The sequence below is a fragment of the Falsiroseomonas sp. HW251 genome (assembly GCF_050563545.1).
Lineage (GTDB): Bacteria > Pseudomonadota > Alphaproteobacteria > Acetobacterales > Acetobacteraceae > Falsiroseomonas.
The window spans coordinates 84480-102986 of the sequence record NZ_JBNXUM010000021.1; the positions used below are offsets into that span (position 1 = coordinate 84480).

15 protein-coding genes, 1 tRNA gene and 1 riboswitch are annotated in these 18507 nt (G+C 72.9%); of the genes, 7 read left to right on the forward strand and 9 right to left on the reverse strand.

Annotated features, from left to right (window positions below; all coding sequences use genetic code 11):
• Nucleotides 1–42: 42 nt before the first annotated feature.
• The gene (locus ACLF3M_RS23320; RefSeq protein ID WP_430659382.1) at nt 43–5664 is read left to right on the forward strand and encodes a glycosyltransferase; all 5622 of its coding nucleotides are present in this window, start codon (nt 43–45) and stop codon (nt 5662–5664) included.
• Between the two features lie 64 nt (nt 5665–5728).
• Nucleotides 5729–7066, forward strand: coding sequence for a UDP-glucose dehydrogenase family protein (locus tag ACLF3M_RS23325; protein ID WP_430659383.1), 1338 nt, complete (start codon nt 5729–5731; stop codon nt 7064–7066).
• A gap of 51 nt (nt 7067–7117) precedes the next feature.
• Here the strand turns inward: ACLF3M_RS23325 and ACLF3M_RS23330 are convergent, their stop codons facing one another.
• The 6 genes from ACLF3M_RS23330 to ACLF3M_RS23355 all read right to left on the reverse strand — a co-directional run bounded on the left by ACLF3M_RS23330 (nt 7118) and on the right by ACLF3M_RS23355 (nt 11158).
• A complete protein-coding gene (locus tag ACLF3M_RS23330; protein WP_430659384.1) occupies nt 7118–7891 on the reverse strand; it encodes an SDR family oxidoreductase in 774 nt (257 codons plus the stop codon).
• Nucleotides 7888–8265, reverse strand: a complete 378-nt coding sequence (locus ACLF3M_RS23335) for a dihydroneopterin aldolase (protein WP_430659385.1) — start codon at nt 8263–8265, stop codon at nt 7888–7890. The genes ACLF3M_RS23330 and ACLF3M_RS23335 overlap by 4 nt, the downstream gene beginning before the upstream one ends.
• 65 nt (nt 8266–8330) lie before the next feature.
• Nucleotides 8331–8404 (reverse strand) — tRNA-Pro (locus ACLF3M_RS23340).
• Between the two features lie 42 nt (nt 8405–8446).
• Entirely contained in the window at nt 8447–8932 is a 486-nt protein-coding gene (locus ACLF3M_RS23345) for a DUF192 domain-containing protein (protein WP_430659386.1), read from the reverse strand.
• Between the two features lie 134 nt (nt 8933–9066).
• Entirely contained in the window at nt 9067–10212 is a 1146-nt protein-coding gene (locus ACLF3M_RS23350) for an acetoin utilization protein AcuC (RefSeq protein WP_430659387.1), read from the reverse strand.
• 40 nt (nt 10213–10252) lie between these two features.
• Nucleotides 10253–11158 (reverse strand): alpha/beta hydrolase, encoded by a 906-nt coding sequence (locus tag ACLF3M_RS23355; protein WP_430659388.1) that lies wholly within the window; start codon nt 11156–11158, stop codon nt 10253–10255.
• 88 nt (nt 11159–11246) lie between these two features.
• Nucleotides 11247–11350: riboswitch (TPP riboswitch) on the forward strand.
• Here ACLF3M_RS23355 and ACLF3M_RS23360 point away from each other — a divergent pair.
• The 5 genes from ACLF3M_RS23360 (at nt 11318) to ACLF3M_RS23380 (ending at nt 15675) form a co-directional block, all read left to right on the forward strand.
• Entirely contained in the window at nt 11318–12085 is a 768-nt protein-coding gene (locus ACLF3M_RS23360) for an ABC transporter ATP-binding protein (RefSeq protein ID WP_430659389.1), read from the forward strand. Its footprint overlaps the riboswitch before it by 33 nt.
• Nucleotides 12086–12143: 58 nt before the next feature.
• Nucleotides 12144–12896: an ABC transporter permease gene (locus ACLF3M_RS23365; protein WP_430659390.1), complete on the forward strand. Its 753-nt coding sequence runs from the start codon at nt 12144–12146 to the stop codon at nt 12894–12896.
• A complete protein-coding gene (locus tag ACLF3M_RS23370) occupies nt 12893–13861 on the forward strand; it encodes an ABC transporter substrate-binding protein (protein WP_430659391.1) in 969 nt (322 codons plus the stop codon). The genes ACLF3M_RS23365 and ACLF3M_RS23370 overlap by 4 nt, the downstream gene beginning before the upstream one ends.
• A gap of 55 nt (nt 13862–13916) precedes the next feature.
• On the forward strand, nt 13917–14393 hold the full coding sequence (locus ACLF3M_RS23375; protein ID WP_430659392.1) for a YaiI/YqxD family protein: 477 nt from the start codon (nt 13917–13919) through the stop codon (nt 14391–14393).
• Between the two features lie 301 nt (nt 14394–14694).
• Nucleotides 14695–15675, forward strand: a complete 981-nt coding sequence (locus ACLF3M_RS23380) for a Bug family tripartite tricarboxylate transporter substrate binding protein (protein ID WP_430659393.1) — start codon at nt 14695–14697, stop codon at nt 15673–15675.
• Between the two features lie 78 nt (nt 15676–15753).
• Here the strand turns inward: ACLF3M_RS23380 and ACLF3M_RS23385 are convergent, their stop codons facing one another.
• Genes ACLF3M_RS23385 through ACLF3M_RS23395 form a run of 3 tightly spaced genes read right to left on the reverse strand, consistent with a single transcriptional unit; the run spans nt 15754 to nt 18468 of the window.
• Nucleotides 15754–16689 carry an HlyD family secretion protein gene (locus tag ACLF3M_RS23385; RefSeq protein WP_430659394.1) on the reverse strand — a complete coding sequence of 312 codons (936 nt, stop codon included), beginning with the start codon at nt 16687–16689 and terminating at the stop codon, nt 15754–15756.
• Nucleotides 16686–16925 carry a DUF3302 domain-containing protein gene (locus ACLF3M_RS23390; RefSeq protein ID WP_430659395.1) on the reverse strand — a complete coding sequence of 80 codons (240 nt, stop codon included), beginning with the start codon at nt 16923–16925 and terminating at the stop codon, nt 16686–16688. The genes ACLF3M_RS23385 and ACLF3M_RS23390 overlap by 4 nt, the downstream gene beginning before the upstream one ends.
• 58 nt (nt 16926–16983) lie before the next feature.
• On the reverse strand, nt 16984–18468 hold the full coding sequence (locus ACLF3M_RS23395) for a DUF1214 domain-containing protein (RefSeq protein WP_430659429.1): 1485 nt from the start codon (nt 18466–18468) through the stop codon (nt 16984–16986).
• Between the last annotated feature and the right edge of the window lie 39 nt (nt 18469–18507).

Sequence of the window (18507 nt, forward strand, 5' to 3'; positions counted from 1 at the left end):
GCCGCTTCCTTCCGCAACATCGGCGCGACCGGTGAAGGCACAGTGACGACCGTCAACATCGTCACCTCCGACCGAGGCTGGATCCTGGAGCGCCTAGCCCAGGAACTCGCGCGCAACCTGCCCTATGTCACCTTCGGCGACGGGCCGGACCCGTCGGCGGGCATCCAGTACTACATGACTTTCGCCTGCCGGCGCCGCCGTCTCTCCCCGGTCGAGGTCGCCTATTTCGCCCATCTCGAGCCGCTGAGCGAGGCGCATGACCGCTTCTTCGCCGTCGCTCGCGAAGTGGAGCACAGCGTCTGCCACGCCCGCCTCTACGAGGCCGTACTGCGCGAGGCCGGCGTCGCGACCGTTACCACCATCGCGCCCGGCGTGGACCTCGAGACCTTCACCCCGCGGCTGCGCATCGGCGTGGTCGGGCGGACATACCACACCGGCCGCAAGGGCGAGCACCTCGTCGCCGAGGTCATGGACATCCCCGAGATCGAATGGCGCTTCACCGGCGAAGGCTGGCCGGGCCCCGCGCTCGATCTGCCGCCGGGGGCGATGGCCGATTTCTACCGCGGTCTCGACTATGTCCTGGTGCCCGCGCTGTACGAGGGCGGGCCGATGTGCGTGGTGGAGGCGCTGGCCTGCGGGACGGAGGTCATCGCGCCGCCGATCGGCTGGGTGCCGGAGTTCCCCCATGTCGAATTCCAGGCCGGCGACGCCGCGGACCTGCGGCGCGTGCTGCTCGGCCTGGTGGAGAAGAAGCGCGCGCTCAGGGCTTCCGTGCTCGACCGGGGCTGGGCCGGCTGGATCGAAGGCCATGACCGGCTGTTCCGCGACCTCTCGGCCAAGGCCGGGCTGACGCTCGGCGCCCCCGCGGCACCACGGCGCGCGGCCCGCCCGCGCCGCGTCGGCCTCTTCCTGCACGGCAACGAGACGAAGTCGCAGGGCGGGCCGACGGTGCGCGTGCCGCGCCTGGCGCGCGAACTGCGGGAAGCCGGCATCGAGGCCGAGCTGCGCGCCCATCCCGCGGAGAAGGGCTTCGCCGAGCTAGACCTCGTGCACGCCTTCAACGCCTGGGCACCGCACACCGCGCTCGACCTGCTGCGCCGGGCGCGGCGGGCGGCCCTGCCGACGGTCTTCTCGCCGATTTTCCTCGACAGCGGGCTGCGCGACATGTGGGAGGGCCGGCTGGTCCGCCTCTTCGCGGAATCCGAGCCGGGCGCCGCGACCAGCGCCGCGCTGGCGGCCTTCCGCACCGACCTCGCCGCGCGCCGCGCAGATCCAGCCGAACTCGGGGAGGCCGCGCCCGGCTTCCACGCCGCGGTGCGGGAGATGGTGGGGCTCGCCGACCGGCTGATCCTGCTGAGCGGGCGGGAGCGCGAGCGGCTCGCCGCGATCGGCGCGCCGGAGCGTCCCGCCGACATCGTCCACAACCCCGTGGACGCCGCCTTCTTCGCCAACGCCGACCCCGCGCTGTTCAGGCGCGAGACGGGGCTCGATGACTTCGTGCTCTGCGTCGCGCGGCTTGAGGCGCGCAAGAACCAGCTCATGCTGGCCCATGCGCTGCGCGACAGCGGTCTGCCGCTGGTGCTGATCGGGCATACCGGCAGCGAGGCCTACCGCGCCGAGATCGAGCGCCATGCGGGGCCGGGGCTGCGCATCCTGGACCGGCTGCCGCCGCACTCGCCGCTGCTCGCCTCGGCCTATGCCGCGGCGCGCGTCGCGGTGCTGCCGAGTTGGAGCGAAGGTGCGCCGCTGGTCGCGCTCGAGGCTGCCGCCGCCGGCGCGGCGCTGGTGCTCAGCGACGAATCCGGGGAGAGCGAGTATTTCGGCGGCCTCGCGCGCTACTGCGACCCAGCCGATCCCGCCTCCATCCGGGAAGCCGTGCTGGAGGCGTGGGAGACACCGCGCGGCGCCGACGATGTCGCGGCGCAGAAGCGCCTGGTCGCGGAGCGCTTCGGCTGGGACCGCCATCGCGAGGCGACGGAGGCGGTCTATGCCGCCGCGCTCGCCGCGCCCGCGCGCCCTGCCCCGTCCGCGGCCGCGGCCCCTGTGCCCGCTTCGGCGCCAGCCCGGATCCCGGTCGTCTTCGACGTCACCACCACGGCGCACCACAAGGGCCGCTGGACCGGCATCGCGCGCGTCGAGGCGGCGCTGGCGCTCGCGCTGCACGCCGACCCGCGCGCCGATGTCCGCTTCGTCACCTGGAACAATCGCTCCCGCACCTTCAATCAGGTGCCGGTCGAGGCGGTCCGCGCCGGCGCGCTCGGCAGCCTGCTCGCAATGTTCGACACCAACCCGCTGCCGATGCTCGACCTGCCGCGCGGCACGGCTTACGTCGTCGGCGGCAGCGCCTGGATGCAGAACTCGGTCTATGCCGAGAGCGTCGTCGGCTTCGCGCGCACCCACGGGCTGCGGCTGACGCCGATCATCCACGACATCATCCCGACGAAGTTCCCCTACTGGTTCCACGACGATTACGCGCCGGTGTTCGAGGCGAACCTCGCCATGCTGCTCGGCAACGCCGACGCGCTGGTCGCGGTCTCCGCGGCGACGCGCCTCGATATCGAGGCGCATGCGCGCCGCGTCCCCGACATCGCCCTGCCCGACATCGCGCTGCTGCGCGAGGGCGACGAGATCGGCCAGGTTGCCCGCCCGGGCGACGCCGAAGCGGCGGCGGCGATCGCGGAACGCATCGGGCCGCGCCCCTTCGTGCTGAGCGTCGGCGCCATCCACCTGCGGAAGAACCACCGGCTGCTGCACGACGTCTGGGTCAAGCTCGCCGAGCGCATGGGCCCGCGCTGCCCGCAGCTGATCCTGGTCGGCGGCGTCGCCTGGAACGGGCAGGACGTCGCGCGCGCCCTGCGCGGCGACCGGCGCATCGCGCATCTCGTCACCATCCTCGAGGAGGTGGAGGACGGCGCGCTGGACTGGCTCTACCGGCACTGCCTCTTCACCGTGTATCCCTCGCTCTACGAGGGCTGGGGCCTGCCGGTGGCTGAGAGCCTGCGCTACGGCAAGCCGTGCCTGGCGGCCGACACCTCCTCCGTGCCGGAAATCGCGCCGGGGCTGGTCGAGTTGCTGGACCCGCTCGATCCGCTGTCCTGGGCGACGAGGATCCAGTTCCTGGCGGGCAGCGCCGCGGCGCGCGCCGCGGTCGAGGCGCGGATCGCCGCGGACTACCGGCCGCGGCCCTGGTCGGAAACCGCCGCCGAGTTGCTCGACCGCATCGCCGCCGCGCCGCGCGCGCCGCGCCGGCCCTACGTGCCGGGCCGCGTCGTCGAGTTCTCGGACCGTGTCGCCGCCTCCGGCCTTCGCGGTGCCGGCTGGCTGGCCTGCGAGAGCTGGGGCTGCTGGTCCGGCGCGACGGCGTGCGAGTTGCGCTTCGACCTGCCCGCGCCGCCTGCCAGCGCGCTCGTCCTGGCCGTCCAGGCGCGCGCGCCGGGCCTGCAGGGCGCCGTCTTCGAGGCGCGGGTTCTCGCCAATGGCGAGCCGGTGGGCCGGTGGATCATGCGCGACACCGCGGTGCGGCAGTTCCATGCCGTGATCCCCGCCGCCCTTGCCGCGCGGCACGCGACGCTGACGGTCACGATCGAGAACGGCTTTTTGTCGCCCCTCCGGCAGGGCAAGTCCGACACGCCGGTCACGGTCGGCGTCGGCATGGTGCGCGCCGCGCTGGCGCCGCTCGACCGGTTGCGCGACGTTGCGCGCTTCTTCGAAGGCGCGCCGCCGACGCCGCAGCGGCTCGAGCTGGGTCGGCGGCGGCGTCTGCTGGCTGACGGCCGGGCGCAGGACATGCTGGCCGGCCAATGGGTGGCGAACCCCGCCTGGGGCATGGTGTCCACCGACCGCCGTCCGCGCGTCGAGATGGTGCTGCAGGAATTGCCGGGCCGCGACATCGAGATCGAGCTCGGCCTGCGCGCGGTCGCCACCGCCGCCGCGCCACTGACCCTGTTGGTCCTGGCGAACGGTACGCCGGTCGGCAGCTACGCTTTCGCCGACGACACCCCGTCCAGCCTGCGCTTTGTGCTGCCGGCGGCGGTGCGCAGCCGCGCCGAGCCCCTCGCGCTTGACCTCGTGGCGGTGGAGCCCCGCTCGCCGGCGAGCCTCGGCCTCGGCGTGGTCGAGCAGCCCTTCGGCTTCGGCCTGCTCTCGCTCGACGCGCACCCCGTCGGGGCGGCGAGCCACACGCCGCGGATCGTCCTCGGCCCCGGGGCGGAATGGCGTGCGGCGGTGGCGCCGCCGGACCTGCTCGGCCCGGACTGGCACCCGCCGGAGGATGGCGGCAGCTGGAGCTTCGCACGCCGCGCGCTGCTGCCGCTGCTGCTGCCGGGCCGCGCCGCGGGGGTGACGCTGTCGCTTGCCGTCGAGGCCTTCCGTCCGCCGCCCGGGGCCGAGGCGGTCGGGCTGGAGGTCGCGATCGGCGGCCAGGTGCTGGCCCGGCGCAGCCTGGCGGGGCATGAGGCCGCGGTGATCGTACTGTCCGTGCCGGCGGAGGCCTGCGGCCCGGATGGCGAGGCGACGCTCGAGATCGCGGTGGATGCCGCGCTGTCCCCGTTGGCCGCCGGGATCGGCCAGGACGAGCGGCCGCTCGGCATCCGCCTGGTCGGCGTGTCGCGCGCGGCGGCAGCGAGCCTCGGGCCGGACAGCGTGATCGGCTTCGCCGTGCCACCGGAGGAGCGCGCCCTGCCGCCGGCGACGGCGGCCCTGCTCGTCGGCGAATGGTTCCCGCCCGAGGCCGGCGGATGCTGGAGCCGCGGCGACAAGGGCGAGTTGCTGGTCGCGCCCGCGGCCGAGCTGCCGGCGGGCTGGCGCGCCTTCCTCGCGGTGCGCGTGGTCGGCGCGCCGGCACGGGTGGACGTCGAGCTCGATGGCAGGCCGATCGACCACTGGGAGTTCGAGCGCGACAGCTTCCACATCGCCGAGATCCGGGGCCTGGCGGCGCGCATCGCGCCGGGCGACTCCGCCACCGTCGCCTTGCGCCGGCGCAACGCGGTCTCGCCGCGCGACCTCGGGCGCAACCAGGACCAGCGGGTGCTCGGCGTGATGCTGCTCGGCCTGGTCGCCGTCGCGCCGGAGGCAGGCGAGCCGCGCGCGGCGGCACTCTTCGCCGAGGCCGGGATGGGCAGGATCCGATCCCTGCGGCTGCCCGACCTGCCGCCTCCCGCCGCATCGCGCCCGGCCGCCGGGCCGGCCGACACCCGCCCCGCCGCGACGCCGCTCTCGGTCGAGGGCGCGGTGCAGGCGACGCGCTACGATTTCCGCGCCCGCGGCGCGATGCCCGGCCTCGCCCTGCTGCAATGGCACGAGCCGGAGGCGGAGGGGCGCTGGTCGCATGGCGACTACGGCGAGATCCACCTGACGCCGCCGCCGGAGCGGCCGCGCCGGCTCGAGATCGAGATCGAGGCCCGCGTGGTGCCCGAGGCGCGCTCCGGTCCCGCCCGCGCGGAATTGCGGCTGGAGGGCGGGCCGGCGGAGTGGCTCGATTTCGCTGCCGACGCATTCGTGACCGCGCGGCTCGGCTTCGACATCACCGATCTGGAGTACGACGGACCGGCACTCTGCCTCTGGCTGCGGCGGACGGGGGAACTGCCGACGGATGTCGCCGGCGGGGACGAGGACGACCGCCAGCTCGGGATCATGGTCCGCCGCCTCGACGTCGCATGGCGCTGAGCGGGCGGGACAGTGCGGCTGCCTCGCGGCGGCCGGCCACCTTGCAACGGGAAAGAGGACCTGCATGCGCGTTGCGATGATCGGATCGGGCTATGTGGGCCTGGTCTCCGGCGCCTGCTTCGCCGATTTCGGCCATGAGGTGGTCTGCGTGGACGTGAACGCCGCGCGGATCGAGGACCTGAAGCAGGGCCGCATCCCGATCTACGAGCCGGGGCTCGACGCGCTGGTCGCGACGAATGTCGCGGCCGGGCGGCTGTCCTTCACGACGGACCTCGCCGCCGCGGTCGGCACCTGCGAGGCGGTCTTCATCGCGGTCGGCACGCCGTCCCGCCGCGGCGACGGGCATGCCGATCTCAGCCATGTCAGCGCCGCCGCGCGCGACATCGCCAGAGCGCTGAAGGGCTACACGGTGGTGGTCACGAAATCGACCGTTCCCGTCGGCACCGGCGACATGGTCGAGCGCATCATCGAGGAGACGCGCCGGGGTGCGGAGTTCTCCGTCGTCTCCAACCCGGAATTCCTGCGCGAGGGCGCGGCGATCGAGGACTTCAAGCGCCCCGACCGCGTCGTCGTCGGCGCCAATGACGAGCGCGCGCAGCAGGTGATGGCGGAGCTCTACCGGCCGCTGTCGCTGAACGCCGCACCCGTGCTGTTCACGGACCGCCGGACGGCGGAGCTGACGAAATACGCGGCGAACGCCTTCCTCGCGACCAAGATCACCTTCATCAACGAGATCGCCGATCTCTGCGAGGAGGTCGGCGCCGACGTCCAGCTCGTCGCGCGGGGGATCGGCATGGACAAGCGGATCGGGCCGAAGTTCCTGAACGCAGGGCCCGGCTATGGCGGGTCCTGCTTCCCGAAGGACACGCTGGCGCTGATCCGCAGCGCGCAGGACAATGGCGTGTCGCTGCGCGTGGTGGAGAGCGTCGTCGCGGTGAACGACGCGCGCAAGACCGCGATGGCGCGCAAGGTGGTGAAGGCCTGCGGCGGGTCGGTGCAGGGCAGGACGATCGGCGTGCTGGGCCTGACCTTCAAGCCGAACACCGACGACATGCGCGACGCGCCGGCGATCAACATCATCGACGCGCTGCAGCGCGCGGGCGCGACGATCCGCGCGCACGACCCCGTCGGGATGGAGCAGGCGAAGCAGGTCCTGCAGAACGTCACCTACACCGCCGACGCCTACGACGCCGCGCATGGCGCGGATGCGCTGGTGCTGATCACGGAATGGGACGCCTACCGCGCGCTCGACCTCAGCCGGTTGAAGCAGCGGATGCGCGCGCCCGTGCTGGTGGATCTGCGCAACGTCTACCGGGCCGAGGAGATGGAACGGCACGGCTTCGACTATGTCCGCATCGGCGCCCGCGGCGCGCCGCGGCGGAAGGACGCGGCGGCGGCGTAGCGGCTGCCCGGGGAGGGCTCCGCCCTCCCCGATACCCCTCCCGGGAGCGCGCTACCCGCCCGTCCCCGCCAGCCGCGGGTCGAACGCCACGTCGCGCGGCCGCCGGAACAGGCTCTCCCCGCCGTCGATGACGATCGTCTGGCCGGTGATGGCGGGGCTCGCCAGCAGGAAGGCGACGCCGGCGGCGATGTCCTCGGGCGTGGAGCCGCGGCCGAGCACCGTGTCCTGCCAGGCGCGCGCGAAGCTCTCCGGCGTCTGCTTGCCGCTGATCAGCGTCAGCCCCGGCGCGATTCCGTTGACGCGGATGCGGGGCGCGAGCGCCATCGCCAGCACCGGCGTCAGCCCCGCCAGGCCGATCTTGCTGGCGGTATAGCTCAGGAAGTCCGGGTTCAGGTTCCCGACTTTCTGGTCGAGCAGGTTGACGACCGCGCCCTGCTCGCCCTCGGGCAGCGCCTCGGCGAAGCGCTTCGCCAGGAAGACGGGGGCCGCCAGGTTCGGCATGGCGTGCGCTTCCCAGCTCGCCCAGCTCATCGTCGCGATCTCGTCGCGCTGGAAGACGGAGGCGTTGTTGACCAGCGCCGTCGGCGGGCCGAAGGGCGCTGAGGCCTGCGCGACAAGCCCGTCCACCGCGTCGCGGTTCGAGAGGTCGGCCTGGGCGACGGCGGCGTTGCCGACGTCCCGCGCCAATGCATCCGCTTCCGCGCGGGAGGCGTTGCAATGGATCACGACCTGCCAGCCCTCGGCCGCGAGCCGCCTGACGATCGCGGCGCCGACGCGCCTGGCGCCGCCGGTGACGAGGGCGACCTTTCTCCCCGCTAGGCTCATGCCGGGCTGTCCCGGTGGCGGCGGATCTCGACGCCCGCGGCCGCGGCCTCGTTGAAGATGTCGGGCTTGAGGATGGTGACGGACGCCGTCTCGACCCGCGGGTTGCGGAAGCAGACGTCGAGCAGCTCCTCGGCCAGCGTCTCCAGCAGGTCGGTGTGCGGGCGGCCGCCCCAGGCGCGAAGTTCCTCGCGGATCGGGTCGTAGTCGAGGATCCCCTCCCCGCGGTCGGCGCGGCCGGTGCGGCGCGCGGTCATCTCGACGGAGACCAGCAGGCGCGTCGGGCGCTCGGGATGGCGTTCCCAGGGATGCAGCCCGACATGGGCCTCGGTCTCGACGTCCTTGAGGACGGCGCGAACCAGGTCGCCATCGCGCATGCGCATCTCTCCAGCGGTCACGTCGGCGTCAGATGAGGGCGGCGCCGGGATGGGCAAGCCGGCAATCGGGGCGGCGGGATTCGAACCCACGGCCTCCTGTACCCAAAACAGGCGCGCTACCAGGCTGCGCCACGCCCCGAGGCCGGCGGCAACCTAGGGAAGCCGCCGCCGGGGAGCAAGCTCAGGGCGCCGTGCCGAAAAGCCGGTGCATGACACGGTCGCCCACGCGGATGTCGAGCTTTTCCGTGATGCCGCCCTGCAACTCCAGCGTCGCGCGCACCGGGCCGCGGCTGTCGATCGGGGTCAGCGACAGCGGCACCGTCCGCTCCGCGATGCGGTGGACGCGGCCATCGGCGGCAATGAAGACCATGTCGAGCGGCGCGAGCGTGTTGCGCATCCACATGCTGCTCTCGCGCGGGGCACCCCAGTCGAAGAGCATGCCCTCGTTCGCCTTGACCTCGGGGCGGAACATCAGGCCAACGGTCTGCTGGTCGGGCGTCAGCGCCATCTCGACGTCGAATTCGTGGCGCTGGCCGTTGCGGCTGGCGATCACGAGCCTTTCCGTCGGCAGGCGCGGCTGCGGCCGGTCCACGCCGGGCTGCGCGAGGGCGGGGCTGGCGATCAGGGCGGCGATGCTGCCGAGCAGCAGCGGGCGGCGATAGGTCATGCTTACCTCGTGGGAGTCCGAACCTGCGGCTAGCGAAGGGCCGACGCCGCGAATGCGGCCCGCCGCCGATGCGGCGAGCCAGGCGAAGCGCTGGCGCTCGAGGGCTACGGCCTGCCCCCTTCGCGTCGAAGGCCTCATGCGGCCGAGGATGCCACGGCCTCCGGGGGGTCCGGAAGGTCACGCAGCGTCAGCGCGGCCAGCGCCCTGATCTCGTCGCGCACGGGGCCGGGGCGCGGCGCGTCGGCGATGGTGGTGAACCAGTGCTCCGGCGGGTTGCGCCCGGCGGCGCGGGACCAGGTCAGGCCGCGCAGCACGTCTTCGGCGGCCGGCGGGATGCGCGGCGGGATCGGCCGTCCGTTCAGCGTCGCCCAGACCCCGGCCCAGCAGCGCGCGACCGACCAGGGATTGTAGCCGCCTCCGCCCAGGACGATCAGCCGCGGGGCGAAGGGACGGATCGCCTGCGCCACGGCGCGGTGCGACGCGTTGGTCAGGGACAGGCGGGACAGCGGGTCCTCCTCGATCGCGTCGGCCCCGCATTGCAGCATGATGGCCTGCGGCTTCAGATGCCGGACCAGCGGCAGGATCGCGTGGCGCAGCAGCCAGTCCATCTCGGCATCGTTGAAGCCGTCCGGCACCGGCAGGTTGCGCGCATGGCCGCCGGCGCGGTCCTCGGCGCGGCCGGTATGAGGCCAGCGCCCGGCCTCGTGGATGGAGACCGTGAAGACGCGGGGATCCCCGTGGAAGGCGAGTTCGACGCCGTCCCCGTGATGCGCGTCGATGTCGAGGTAGAGGATGTTGGTCAGCCCCTGGTCGAGCCAGCCCATCAGTCCCAGCGCGGCGTCGTTGAGGTAGCAGAAGCCGGATGCGCGGTCGGGCATGCCGTGATGCGTGCCTCCGCCCGGGACGTGCACGGTCCCGCCCTGGCGCGTCAGCTCTGCCGCCAGCATCGTGCCGCCGGCGCCGGTTGCGGGGCGCCGGAAGACCTCGCGATAGACGGGGTTGCCGTGCGCGCCGATCTGGTGGCGGGCACGGTCCTCGGGCGTCACGGATTGCGCGGCCTCGCTGCGCATCAGCGCGGCGATGTAGTCCGGCGTGTGGAAGCGCATGAGCTGGTCGGGCGTGGCGCGCGGGCTGTCGCGGTACTGCGCCTCCTCCACCCAGCCCATCGCCCGGATCAGGTCGAGCGTGGTGGACACGCGCGGGATCGCCAGCGGATGCTTTGCGCCATAGGTGGAGGCGCGATAGATCTCGGAGCCGATGAGGATCGGGCGCGTCGTCATCGCCTGGCAGATGCGCCTTCGCCGGCGTTCGGCAAGCGTCTCAGCGCCGTATGAAGGCCGCGAGCGGATCGGTCAGCGCGGTGTCCGCAGTGCCAATCGCCGCGACCTCCGAGATGTGGCTGTGGCCGGGCAGCGGCAGGACGACGGGCGTGCGGCCGGCGGCCCGCAGCGCTTGCACCAGCGCCTCAGATTCCGCGACGAAGCGCTCGGGGTTCAGGCCCGCCCAGGCGATCAGGATCTGCACGTTCAGCCGCGCCAGGCCGTCGCGCGGCGACAGGGCGGCCGGGTTGTCGCCGAGATAGTCGCGCTCGTTCGGCGGCGCGTCCGCGTCGAAGGCGTAGAGGCCCGAGACCAGCGCATAGCCCACCGGCGACGCGACGCCGGCGGGGTGGAAGCGCGGCTCGACCGCGTAGAGTGCGGCGTTGATCGCGCCCGCGGACTGGCCGACCACCGTGACGCGCGCGGGATCGCCGCCGAAGCGCGCGGCGTTCGCCGCGACCCAGGCCAGCGCGGCACCGATATCGTCCTGCGCCGCGGGGTAGCGGTTCGCGGGCGCGACGCGGTAGCTCATGATCACGCCGACGAAGCCCTGGCGCGCGGCCCAGGCCGGGATGTTGCCCCAGAAGGCGGTCTGGCCGGGGCTGGTGCGGTTGGCGCTGACGAAGCCGCCGCCGGGGACGAAGAGCATGACCGGGCGCCCTGCCCCATCCCCGGCCGGCGCGAAGACATCGAGCCGGTTCGCGGGATCGGCGCCATAGGCGATGTCGCGCTCGACGCGCAGGCCCGCGCCGGGATCGGCCGGCTGCAGCGGCGCGTAGAGCGCCAGCGTCGGCGGCCCCGCGATGACGCGGCCGATCTGCTGCAGCGCCGCCGCGATCTCGGGCGGCGGGGCGGCGAGCGCCGGCATGGCGAACAGCGCGGCGGCGGCGAGCAGGATACGGGACATGGCGGCTCCTTCCGGCTTCAAGCCTGCGGCACGGGAGGGCCTCGGTCCAGGCCCCTTGCCCCGGGGCGCGACTGGCGCCATAGGACCGTCACACATCGGGGGGAGCCCATCGGGGGCTGAGAGGCGGGCGACCGCGACCCCACGAACCTGATCCGGGTCATGCCGGCGAAGGGAACGGTGTCCGTCTCGCGCGTGCCCGCACCGGGTTTCCGTATCGAGCTGCCGTCCGGGCTGAGCCTCGGGGGCGCCCCCGTGCTCGGGCCTTGCGCGGTGGAGGTGCCGGCGGGACGCTGCACGGCGCTGCTCGGCCCGTCCGGTTCGGGGAAGTCCACGCTGGTCAGGCTGGCGGCAGGGCTGCTGGCGCCGCCCTCGGCTGCCGCGGTGACCACGACGGATGGGGCGCCGCTGAAGGGCCGCATCGCCTGGATGGCGCAGCAGGACCTGCTGGTGCCGTGGCGCGACGCGCTGGGGAACGTCACGCTCGGCGCGCGGCTGCGCGGCCGGCGCGCCGATGCCGACCGCGCGCGGGCGCTGCTGGCCGAGGTCGGGCTGACGCCAGCCGACGGCGCCAAGAGGCCGGCGCAGCTCTCGGGTGGGATGCGGCAGCGCGTGGCGCTCGCGCGAACGCTGATGGAGGACCGGCCCGTCGTGCTTATGGACGAGCCCTTTTCCGCAGTTGATGCGCCCACGCGGCATCGGCTTCAGGAATTGGCCGCGCGGCTGCTGGCGGGCCGCACCGTGCTGCTGGTCACCCACGACCCGCTGGAGGCGCTGCGGCTCGCCGACCGCATCCTGGTCCTGTCCGGCACGCCGGCCTCACCATCCGAGGTCGCGGTGCCGCACGGCACGCCGCCGCGTCCGGCGCGCGACGGCGAACTCCTCGCCGCGCAGGGCGCGTTGCTCGAGCGCCTGGCGGAGGCGGCTTGATGTGCGCCGCCGATTCACGCCTCCGCGCGCTTCAGGCGCTCCGGCGATCGGAGGCGTGATGCACGCGCTGGTCGCCTTCGCCGGGATCCTCGCGCTGTGGCAGGGCTTCGTCTGGGTCACGGAGGTCCCACCCTTCCTGCTGCCCTCGCCGCTGCGGGTGGCGCAGGCTCTGCTCGACCGCGGCGACATCCTGGCCGGCCATGCGCTGACCACCGCGACGGAGATGGTCGCCGGCCTCGTCCTCGGCGCGCTGCTGGGCTCGGCGATGGCGCTGACCCTCTCCGCCTGGCGGGGCGGCAGGCGCTGGCTGCTGCCTCTGCTGCTGGTCTCCCAGGCGGTCCCCGTCTTCGCCGTCGCGCCGCTGCTGACGCTCTGGTTCGGCTTCGGCATGGCGAGCAAGATCGTGATGGCGACCATCATCATCTTCTTCCCCGTCGCCACCGCCTTCTACGACGGGCTGCGCCGCACCGACCCCGGCTGGCTCGACCTGGCGGCGACGATGGACGCGACGCCGGCGGCGGTGCTGTGGCGGCTGCGCGTGCCGGCCGCCCTGCCCTCGCTGGCGTCCGGCCTGCGCGTCGCGGCGGCGGTCGCGCCGATTGGCGCGGTGGTCGGCGAGTGGGTCGGGGCGTCGTCCGGCCTCGGCTACGTGATGCTCCAGGCCAATGGGCGCAGCCAGACCGACGTGATGTTCGCCGCGCTCTTCATCCTGGCGCTGATGGCGCTGGCGCTGTGGTTCACCGTGGACCGGCTGCTGCGCCGGGCCATCCCCTGGCAACCCGACAGCCTTCTCTCGGAGTTCGACGCATGATGTTCGGCCGTCGCGCGGCGCTTGCCGCCGCCGCTCTCGCCCTTCCCGCCATCGCGCGCGCCCAAGGGCGTGATCAGGCGCGCGACCAGGTCACGATCCTGCTGGACTGGTTCGTCAATCCCGACCACGCGCCGGTTATCGTCGCGCAGGAAGGCGGCTTCTTCGAGCGCGCGGGCCTGAATGTCCAGATCGTCGCACCCGCCGATCCCAACGATCCGCCGCGACTGGTGGCGGCGAAGCGCGCGGACCTCGGCGTGTTCTACCAGAAGAACCTGCACCTCGCGGTGGACCAGGGGCTGCCGCTGATGCGCGTAGGCACGCTGGTCGCGACGCCGCTGTCCACGCTGACCGTGCTGCGCGACGGGCCGATCCGCACGCTGGCCGACCTCAGGGGCAAGCGCGTCGGCTTCTCCGTCGCGGGGTTCGAGGAGGTGACCATGGGCGCGATGCTGGAATCGGTTGGCCTGCGTGTCGCCGACATCCGCCTGGTGAACGTGAATTTCGGCCTGTCCTCCGCCCTGATGTCGGGCCAGGTGGACGCGATCCTCGGCGGCTTCCGGAACTTCGAGCTGCACCAGCTCGACCTCGAGGGTCGCCCGGGCCGTGCCTTCTACCCCGAGCAGTACGGCCTGCCGATCTATGACGAGCTGATCTACATCGCGCATCGCGACCGCGCGCGCGACGCGGTGCTGCGCCGCTTCATCGACGCGACCGAGGCCGCGACCGCCTTCCTGCAGAACAACCCCGAGGAATCCTGGCGGATGTTCATCGCGGGCCCGCGGCGGGAGCTCGACAACGAGCTGAACCGCCGCGCCTGGGCCAGCACGATCGGGCGCTTCAGCGCCTCGCCCGGCGCGCTGGACCGCAACCGCTACGACCGCTTCGCGACGTTCCTGGCGGGGCGGCGGATGATCCGCAGCGTTCCCGCGCTCGACACTTACGCGGTAGAACTCCCGCCGCGATGACGTTCACCGATGCCCGCAGGGCGGAGGCGAAGCCGAGCACCGGAGGGCTGAATCGGTGAACCAGACAACGGCACCGCGCTTCCTTGTCGATGCCGATGCCTGCCCGGTGCGCGACGAGATTCTCCGGGTTGCCGGGCGGCTGGGGTTCGAGACCGTCCTCGTCTCCAACGGATCACGGCCGATCCGCCCGCCCGGCGGCAACACGCGGATCGTCATCGTGACCGACGGCGCGGACAAGGCCGATGACTGGATCGCGGAGGCCGCGACGCCGACGGATGTGTGTCTCACCAACGACATCCCGCTCGCCGCGCGATGCCTGGAGAAGAAGGCCTTCTGCCTGTCCTTCAAGGGGCATGCCTGGACGGAGAACAACATCGGCTCCGCGCTGGCGGGGCGGGAATTGTCGCGGCACCTCAGGGAAATGGGCATGGGCGGCGGGCCGGCGCCGATGGCGGCTTCGGACAAATCCCGCTTCCTGAATGCGCTGGATGCGATGGCGCAGTCGGCGCTGCGGGCGGCGAGGCGGGGGTAGCGGCACTTTGGCATTTTAGGACTTTAGGCTTTTAGCCCTCAACATCGGCGCGCTTTCGGACAAAGCCACGACCCTGCCCGGAGCCGGGATGGGCGCACGTCTTCACGGTCTCAAAGAGCGACGCCGGTCGCGGGACCGACCCGGCGATAAGAACATATTCCCGTCCTTGGCACCACAACTTCCCGACAAGGGCTGCGCCTGTGCGCGACGCGAACGGCGTTGCGCAGGGCGTTTACGGCGCCGCGCCGCGCGCTGTAGCCTGACCCCGCCCGGGGACAGCCCGTTCGGGGAGAGACGAGCCATGACCAGCCTCACGCGACGCGGCCTGGCCGCGGCGGCAGCGACCCTTGCCCTGCCGGGCCTGGCCCGCGCGCAAGCGCCCTGGCCGAGCCGCCCGATCCGCTGGGTCGTGCCCTACGCGCCGGGCGGCGGCTCCGACTTCCTGGCCCGCACGCTGGCGGCCGCGATCTCCGGGCCGCTCGGGCAGTCCGTCGCCGTGGACAACCGGCCAGGCGGCGCGACGATCCCCGCGACCGAAAGCGTCGCGCGCGCCGCGCCCGACGGCTACACCGTGCTGTCGGCCGACCTGACCGCGCTGGTCATCAACCCCGCCATGGCGCGCCGCCTGCCCTACGACCCGTTCAAGGACTTCGCCTTCGTCGCGACCACCGCGCGCTTCCCCTTCGTGCTGGTCGTGCATCCCTCGGTCCAGGCGACGACCGGGCCGGAGCTGGTCGAACTCGCGCGTCGCAATCCCGGCAGGATCAATTTCGGCTCGCCCGGTGCGGGCTCGCCGAGCCACCTCGCGACCGAGCGTTTCGCGCGGCGCACCGGCACCCAGGTCGAGCACGTCGCCTATCGCGGCGGCGCGCCGGCCGTGCAGGACCTGGTCGCGGGCCAGGTGCAGGCGATGTTCATCGACTATGCCTCCGGCGCCGGGCCGATCGCGGCCGGCCAGGTGCGCGCTATCGCCACCCCCGCGCCGCAACGGCTGAGCCTGCTGCCGAACGTGCCGACGCTCGCCGAGCAGGGGCTGACGGGGGCGGACATCTATTCGTGGCAAGGCCTCGTCGCCCCCGCCGGCACCCCGGAGGCTGCGCAGCGCCGGATCGAGGCGGAGATGCAGCGCGCGCTGCGCACGGAGGAGGTCGCGGCGCGGCTGCGCGGCATCAGCCTCGACCCCTTCCCCGGCACGGGGGCGGAGCTGAAGGCGCTGGCCGAAGCCGAGACCGCGATCTGGGCGCCGCTGATCCGCGAGTTGGGCCTTACGCTCGACAGCTGAGAGCCTGTCCTTGAACGATGCTGGAATGCCCAGGACGGGCAGACATCAACCCACCGCGCGCCTGCGCCGGCACCCGGATCAGAACGGGTTGACGTAGTTCAGGATCGCGGTCTGCCGCAGCAGGACGCGTCGGATCACGTGGCTGGTCGCCACGCGGTCGGTGAAGATCGCGGCCGTCCCGGTGCTGCCCGCCGGAAGGCGCCGTGCCACGCCCGGGTCGTCGAGCACGATGCGGACCGCGAAGGGCAAGGGACGGACATCCGCAGGTGACACCGCAAGGCCGCCCGGCTGCACCTGGCCGCTCGCGATCGCCTGCAACACCGCTTCCACGCGCCCGGCATGGACCTCTCCCGGGAAGACCTTGAAGGTGGCCTCGATCCGCTGGCCCGCCTGGACATGGCGTGCGAAGGCCTGGGGGATCTCCACGCCGAAGATGGTCTCCGACGTGTCGATGAAGGCCATGGCCGGCGATTGCGTCGTGACGCGCGCGCCGGCGCGCAGCGCCAGGTTGGTCACGTAGCCGTCGGACGGCGCTCGCACCGTCGTCCTGTCGAGGTCCCAGCGCGCGGCGTCCAGCTGGGCGCGAAGCTGCTCGGCCTCCGCCTGGCGCTGCTCGACATCGAAGGCGCGGCCGGCGCCGCTGCCGCGGAGCTGCGTCATCTCCGACAGCCTCAGCTCCGCGAAGCGGAGCTGGGCTTCGATGGCGCGCACCTGCGCCTGGTAGGTCGTGGGGTCGATGCGGAACAGCACGTCGCCCGCCTTCAGTGGCACGTTCGCCGCGACCGGCACCTCGACGACCTCGCCGGCGACGGAGGGAATGATCTGCACGGAGTTGCGCGCCACCGCCACCGGCCCGGACGGCGCGCCCCACTGCATCGGGATGAACAGCCCGACCATGAGGAGGAGCAGGACGAGGACCGGCGAGAGCTTCCAGAACAGGTTCAGGCGGACGACGCCGAGCCAGACGAAGAGCGCGAGGAGGGCGATGTAGCAGACGAGCAGGAAGTTGATCATGCGTCGCCGCCGCGCCGCGCGGGGACGTCCACATAGGCCCAGACCAGGACCAGCGGCCAGAACACGAAGCCGCAGATCAGCGTGGCCCAGCCGCCCACCGCCACGGCCTCCGCCCAAGGGTGGCCGCGCCGGCGCGCGACGCGGCCTGGCAGCATGCCCAGCGCGACGAAGACCGCCACCACCGCGCCGAGGCCGACCAGCAGGACGACCCAGGCGAAGACGTCGATCAGTGCCATCGCGGCCTCGTCGCCCCACTGCGTGCCGCCGCCGCGCGCGGCGCCGACGCGCCGGCGGTCATGGCGTCGCGCGACCGGCCATCGGCTCGATGTCGGGCAGCGTCCACGTCTTCTCGAAGAGCGGCCGCGTCGGCCCATAGAGCCGGAAGATCACCTCGAAGCCGCCTCCGGCCCTGGTCGGGATCCAGTTCGCCTCCTGGCCCGCGGGCACGGCGGGACCGAAGACGATGTCCACCGAGCCGTCGGCGTTCCTGGGCAACGCCGCGTCCTGCGACGCGCGGCTTCCCCTCGGCATGTCGCGGATCAGCGCGTGGGTGGCGCGGTCATAGACGGTCGCCGACCAATATTGCTGGACCGGCGCGTCGGCCGGTACGCGCAGGCGGTAGCTGCGCCCCCCGTCGAGCGCGCGGCCGTCCTTGTCCTTGGTGGTGAGCAGGTAGAATTGCGCGGTCCCGAACCGCTTGATGCCGATGTAGCCGATCGAATAGACCGCGGCCCTCGCATCAGTGGGATAGGTGTCGGGGTCCGCATAGTTGTTCGGCTGGGCCTGGAGGAGTTCCGGCGCCGCCGGCACGAACCAGTGCGCGCCATCGAAGTAGCGCGGCGCCAGGCCGGCTTCGACGCGCTGGTCCAGCCATTCATGCGCCTCCCGCGCCGCGGCTTCCAGGATGGCCTGTGTCGCGGCATCCGGCTCGAAGCGCCCGCCCTTCCGGATGCCGATGGAGCGGAGCGGGTCGATCATGGCCCGGTCGCGCTGGAGCCACGGCTCGCGCTGCACGACGCGGTCGAGCGCGCGGAAGAAGCGGATGTCGTAGGGGATGGTGGCGTCGTACATGGTGCCGAAGGCGTCGGTGAAGCGCGTCGGCGGCGGGCTCGCCGCCTGGGACAGCGGATGGACCTTCAGGCGCCGGCCGTAATCCGCGGCCCGCGCGATGTCCGCGTCGGCGCGGCCGGGAAGGTCGGCGCGGAAGAGTGCATAGCCGGTGTTGGCGTCGGGCCGTAGGACGATGTAGCCCTGCGGCGGCGCGTCAGGATGGCCGGGCGGCAGGATCAGGTACTTGCCGCCGCGCCCCGCATCGGCACCGAACGGCCCGGCATCCTCCAGCGGCGTCTGCCAGACATCGTCGATGTTGGCGGCGAAGGAGCCGGTGTCTGCGGGCGGGACGTCGATGACCAGAGGCCCGGCATCCCGGGTGTCGAAGAAGATCATGAAGTAGAGCGCGTCGGGGTTCGGCGTGAGCGTCTGATTTCGCCAGTCCACCGGCCGCGACCAGTAGATCACCTCGTTGGGGCGGCCACCGGCCTGCAACCCCGCCTGTAGCATGAGGTCGGTGTTGACCGCCGGCATCCCCCAGATGACCGCCTCGACCGCGCGACGGTGCAGCGCGCGTTCGCTCGCGCCGGCGAGGCGGGGTGGCGAAGCGGCGCCGTCGGCCTGGGCGGGTTGAGTTGTCCTGCCCCCGCCAGAGCTACTCTGCTGCGCAGCTGCCGCAAGGGGGAGCGCGGTCAGCAGCAGGCCCGGCAGGGCGCGGCGATGGAACATGTTCGACACGGCCGCAACCTCCCCGCCGCAACTGCAGCC

Excerpts from the sequence above, each read along its gene's own strand:
- ACLF3M_RS23325 (WP_430659383.1), top strand. The coding sequence starts at position 5,729 with ATGCGCGTTGCGATGATCGGATCGGGCTATGTGGGCCTGGTCTCCGGC.
- ACLF3M_RS23330 (WP_430659384.1), bottom strand. The coding sequence starts at position 7,891 with ATGAGCCTAGCGGGGAGAAAGGTCGCCCTCGTCACCGGCGGCGCCAGG.
- ACLF3M_RS23335 (WP_430659385.1), bottom strand. The coding sequence starts at position 8,265 with ATGCGCGATGGCGACCTGGTTCGCGCCGTCCTCAAGGACGTCGAGACC.
- ACLF3M_RS23345 (WP_430659386.1), bottom strand. The coding sequence starts at position 8,932 with ATGACCTATCGCCGCCCGCTGCTGCTCGGCAGCATCGCCGCCCTGATC.
- ACLF3M_RS23350 (WP_430659387.1), bottom strand. The coding sequence starts at position 10,212 with ATGACGACGCGCCCGATCCTCATCGGCTCCGAGATCTATCGCGCCTCC.
- ACLF3M_RS23355 (WP_430659388.1), bottom strand. The coding sequence starts at position 11,158 with ATGTCCCGTATCCTGCTCGCCGCCGCCGCGCTGTTCGCCATGCCGGCG.
- ACLF3M_RS23360 (WP_430659389.1), top strand. The coding sequence starts at position 11,318 with ATGCCGGCGAAGGGAACGGTGTCCGTCTCGCGCGTGCCCGCACCGGGT.
- ACLF3M_RS23365 (WP_430659390.1), top strand. The coding sequence starts at position 12,144 with ATGCACGCGCTGGTCGCCTTCGCCGGGATCCTCGCGCTGTGGCAGGGC.
- ACLF3M_RS23370 (WP_430659391.1), top strand. The coding sequence starts at position 12,893 with ATGATGTTCGGCCGTCGCGCGGCGCTTGCCGCCGCCGCTCTCGCCCTT.
- ACLF3M_RS23380 (WP_430659393.1), top strand. The coding sequence starts at position 14,695 with ATGACCAGCCTCACGCGACGCGGCCTGGCCGCGGCGGCAGCGACCCTT.
- ACLF3M_RS23385 (WP_430659394.1), bottom strand. The coding sequence starts at position 16,689 with ATGATCAACTTCCTGCTCGTCTGCTACATCGCCCTCCTCGCGCTCTTC.
- ACLF3M_RS23390 (WP_430659395.1), bottom strand. The coding sequence starts at position 16,925 with ATGGCACTGATCGACGTCTTCGCCTGGGTCGTCCTGCTGGTCGGCCTC.
- ACLF3M_RS23395 (WP_430659429.1), bottom strand. The coding sequence starts at position 18,468 with ATGTTCCATCGCCGCGCCCTGCCGGGCCTGCTGCTGACCGCGCTCCCC.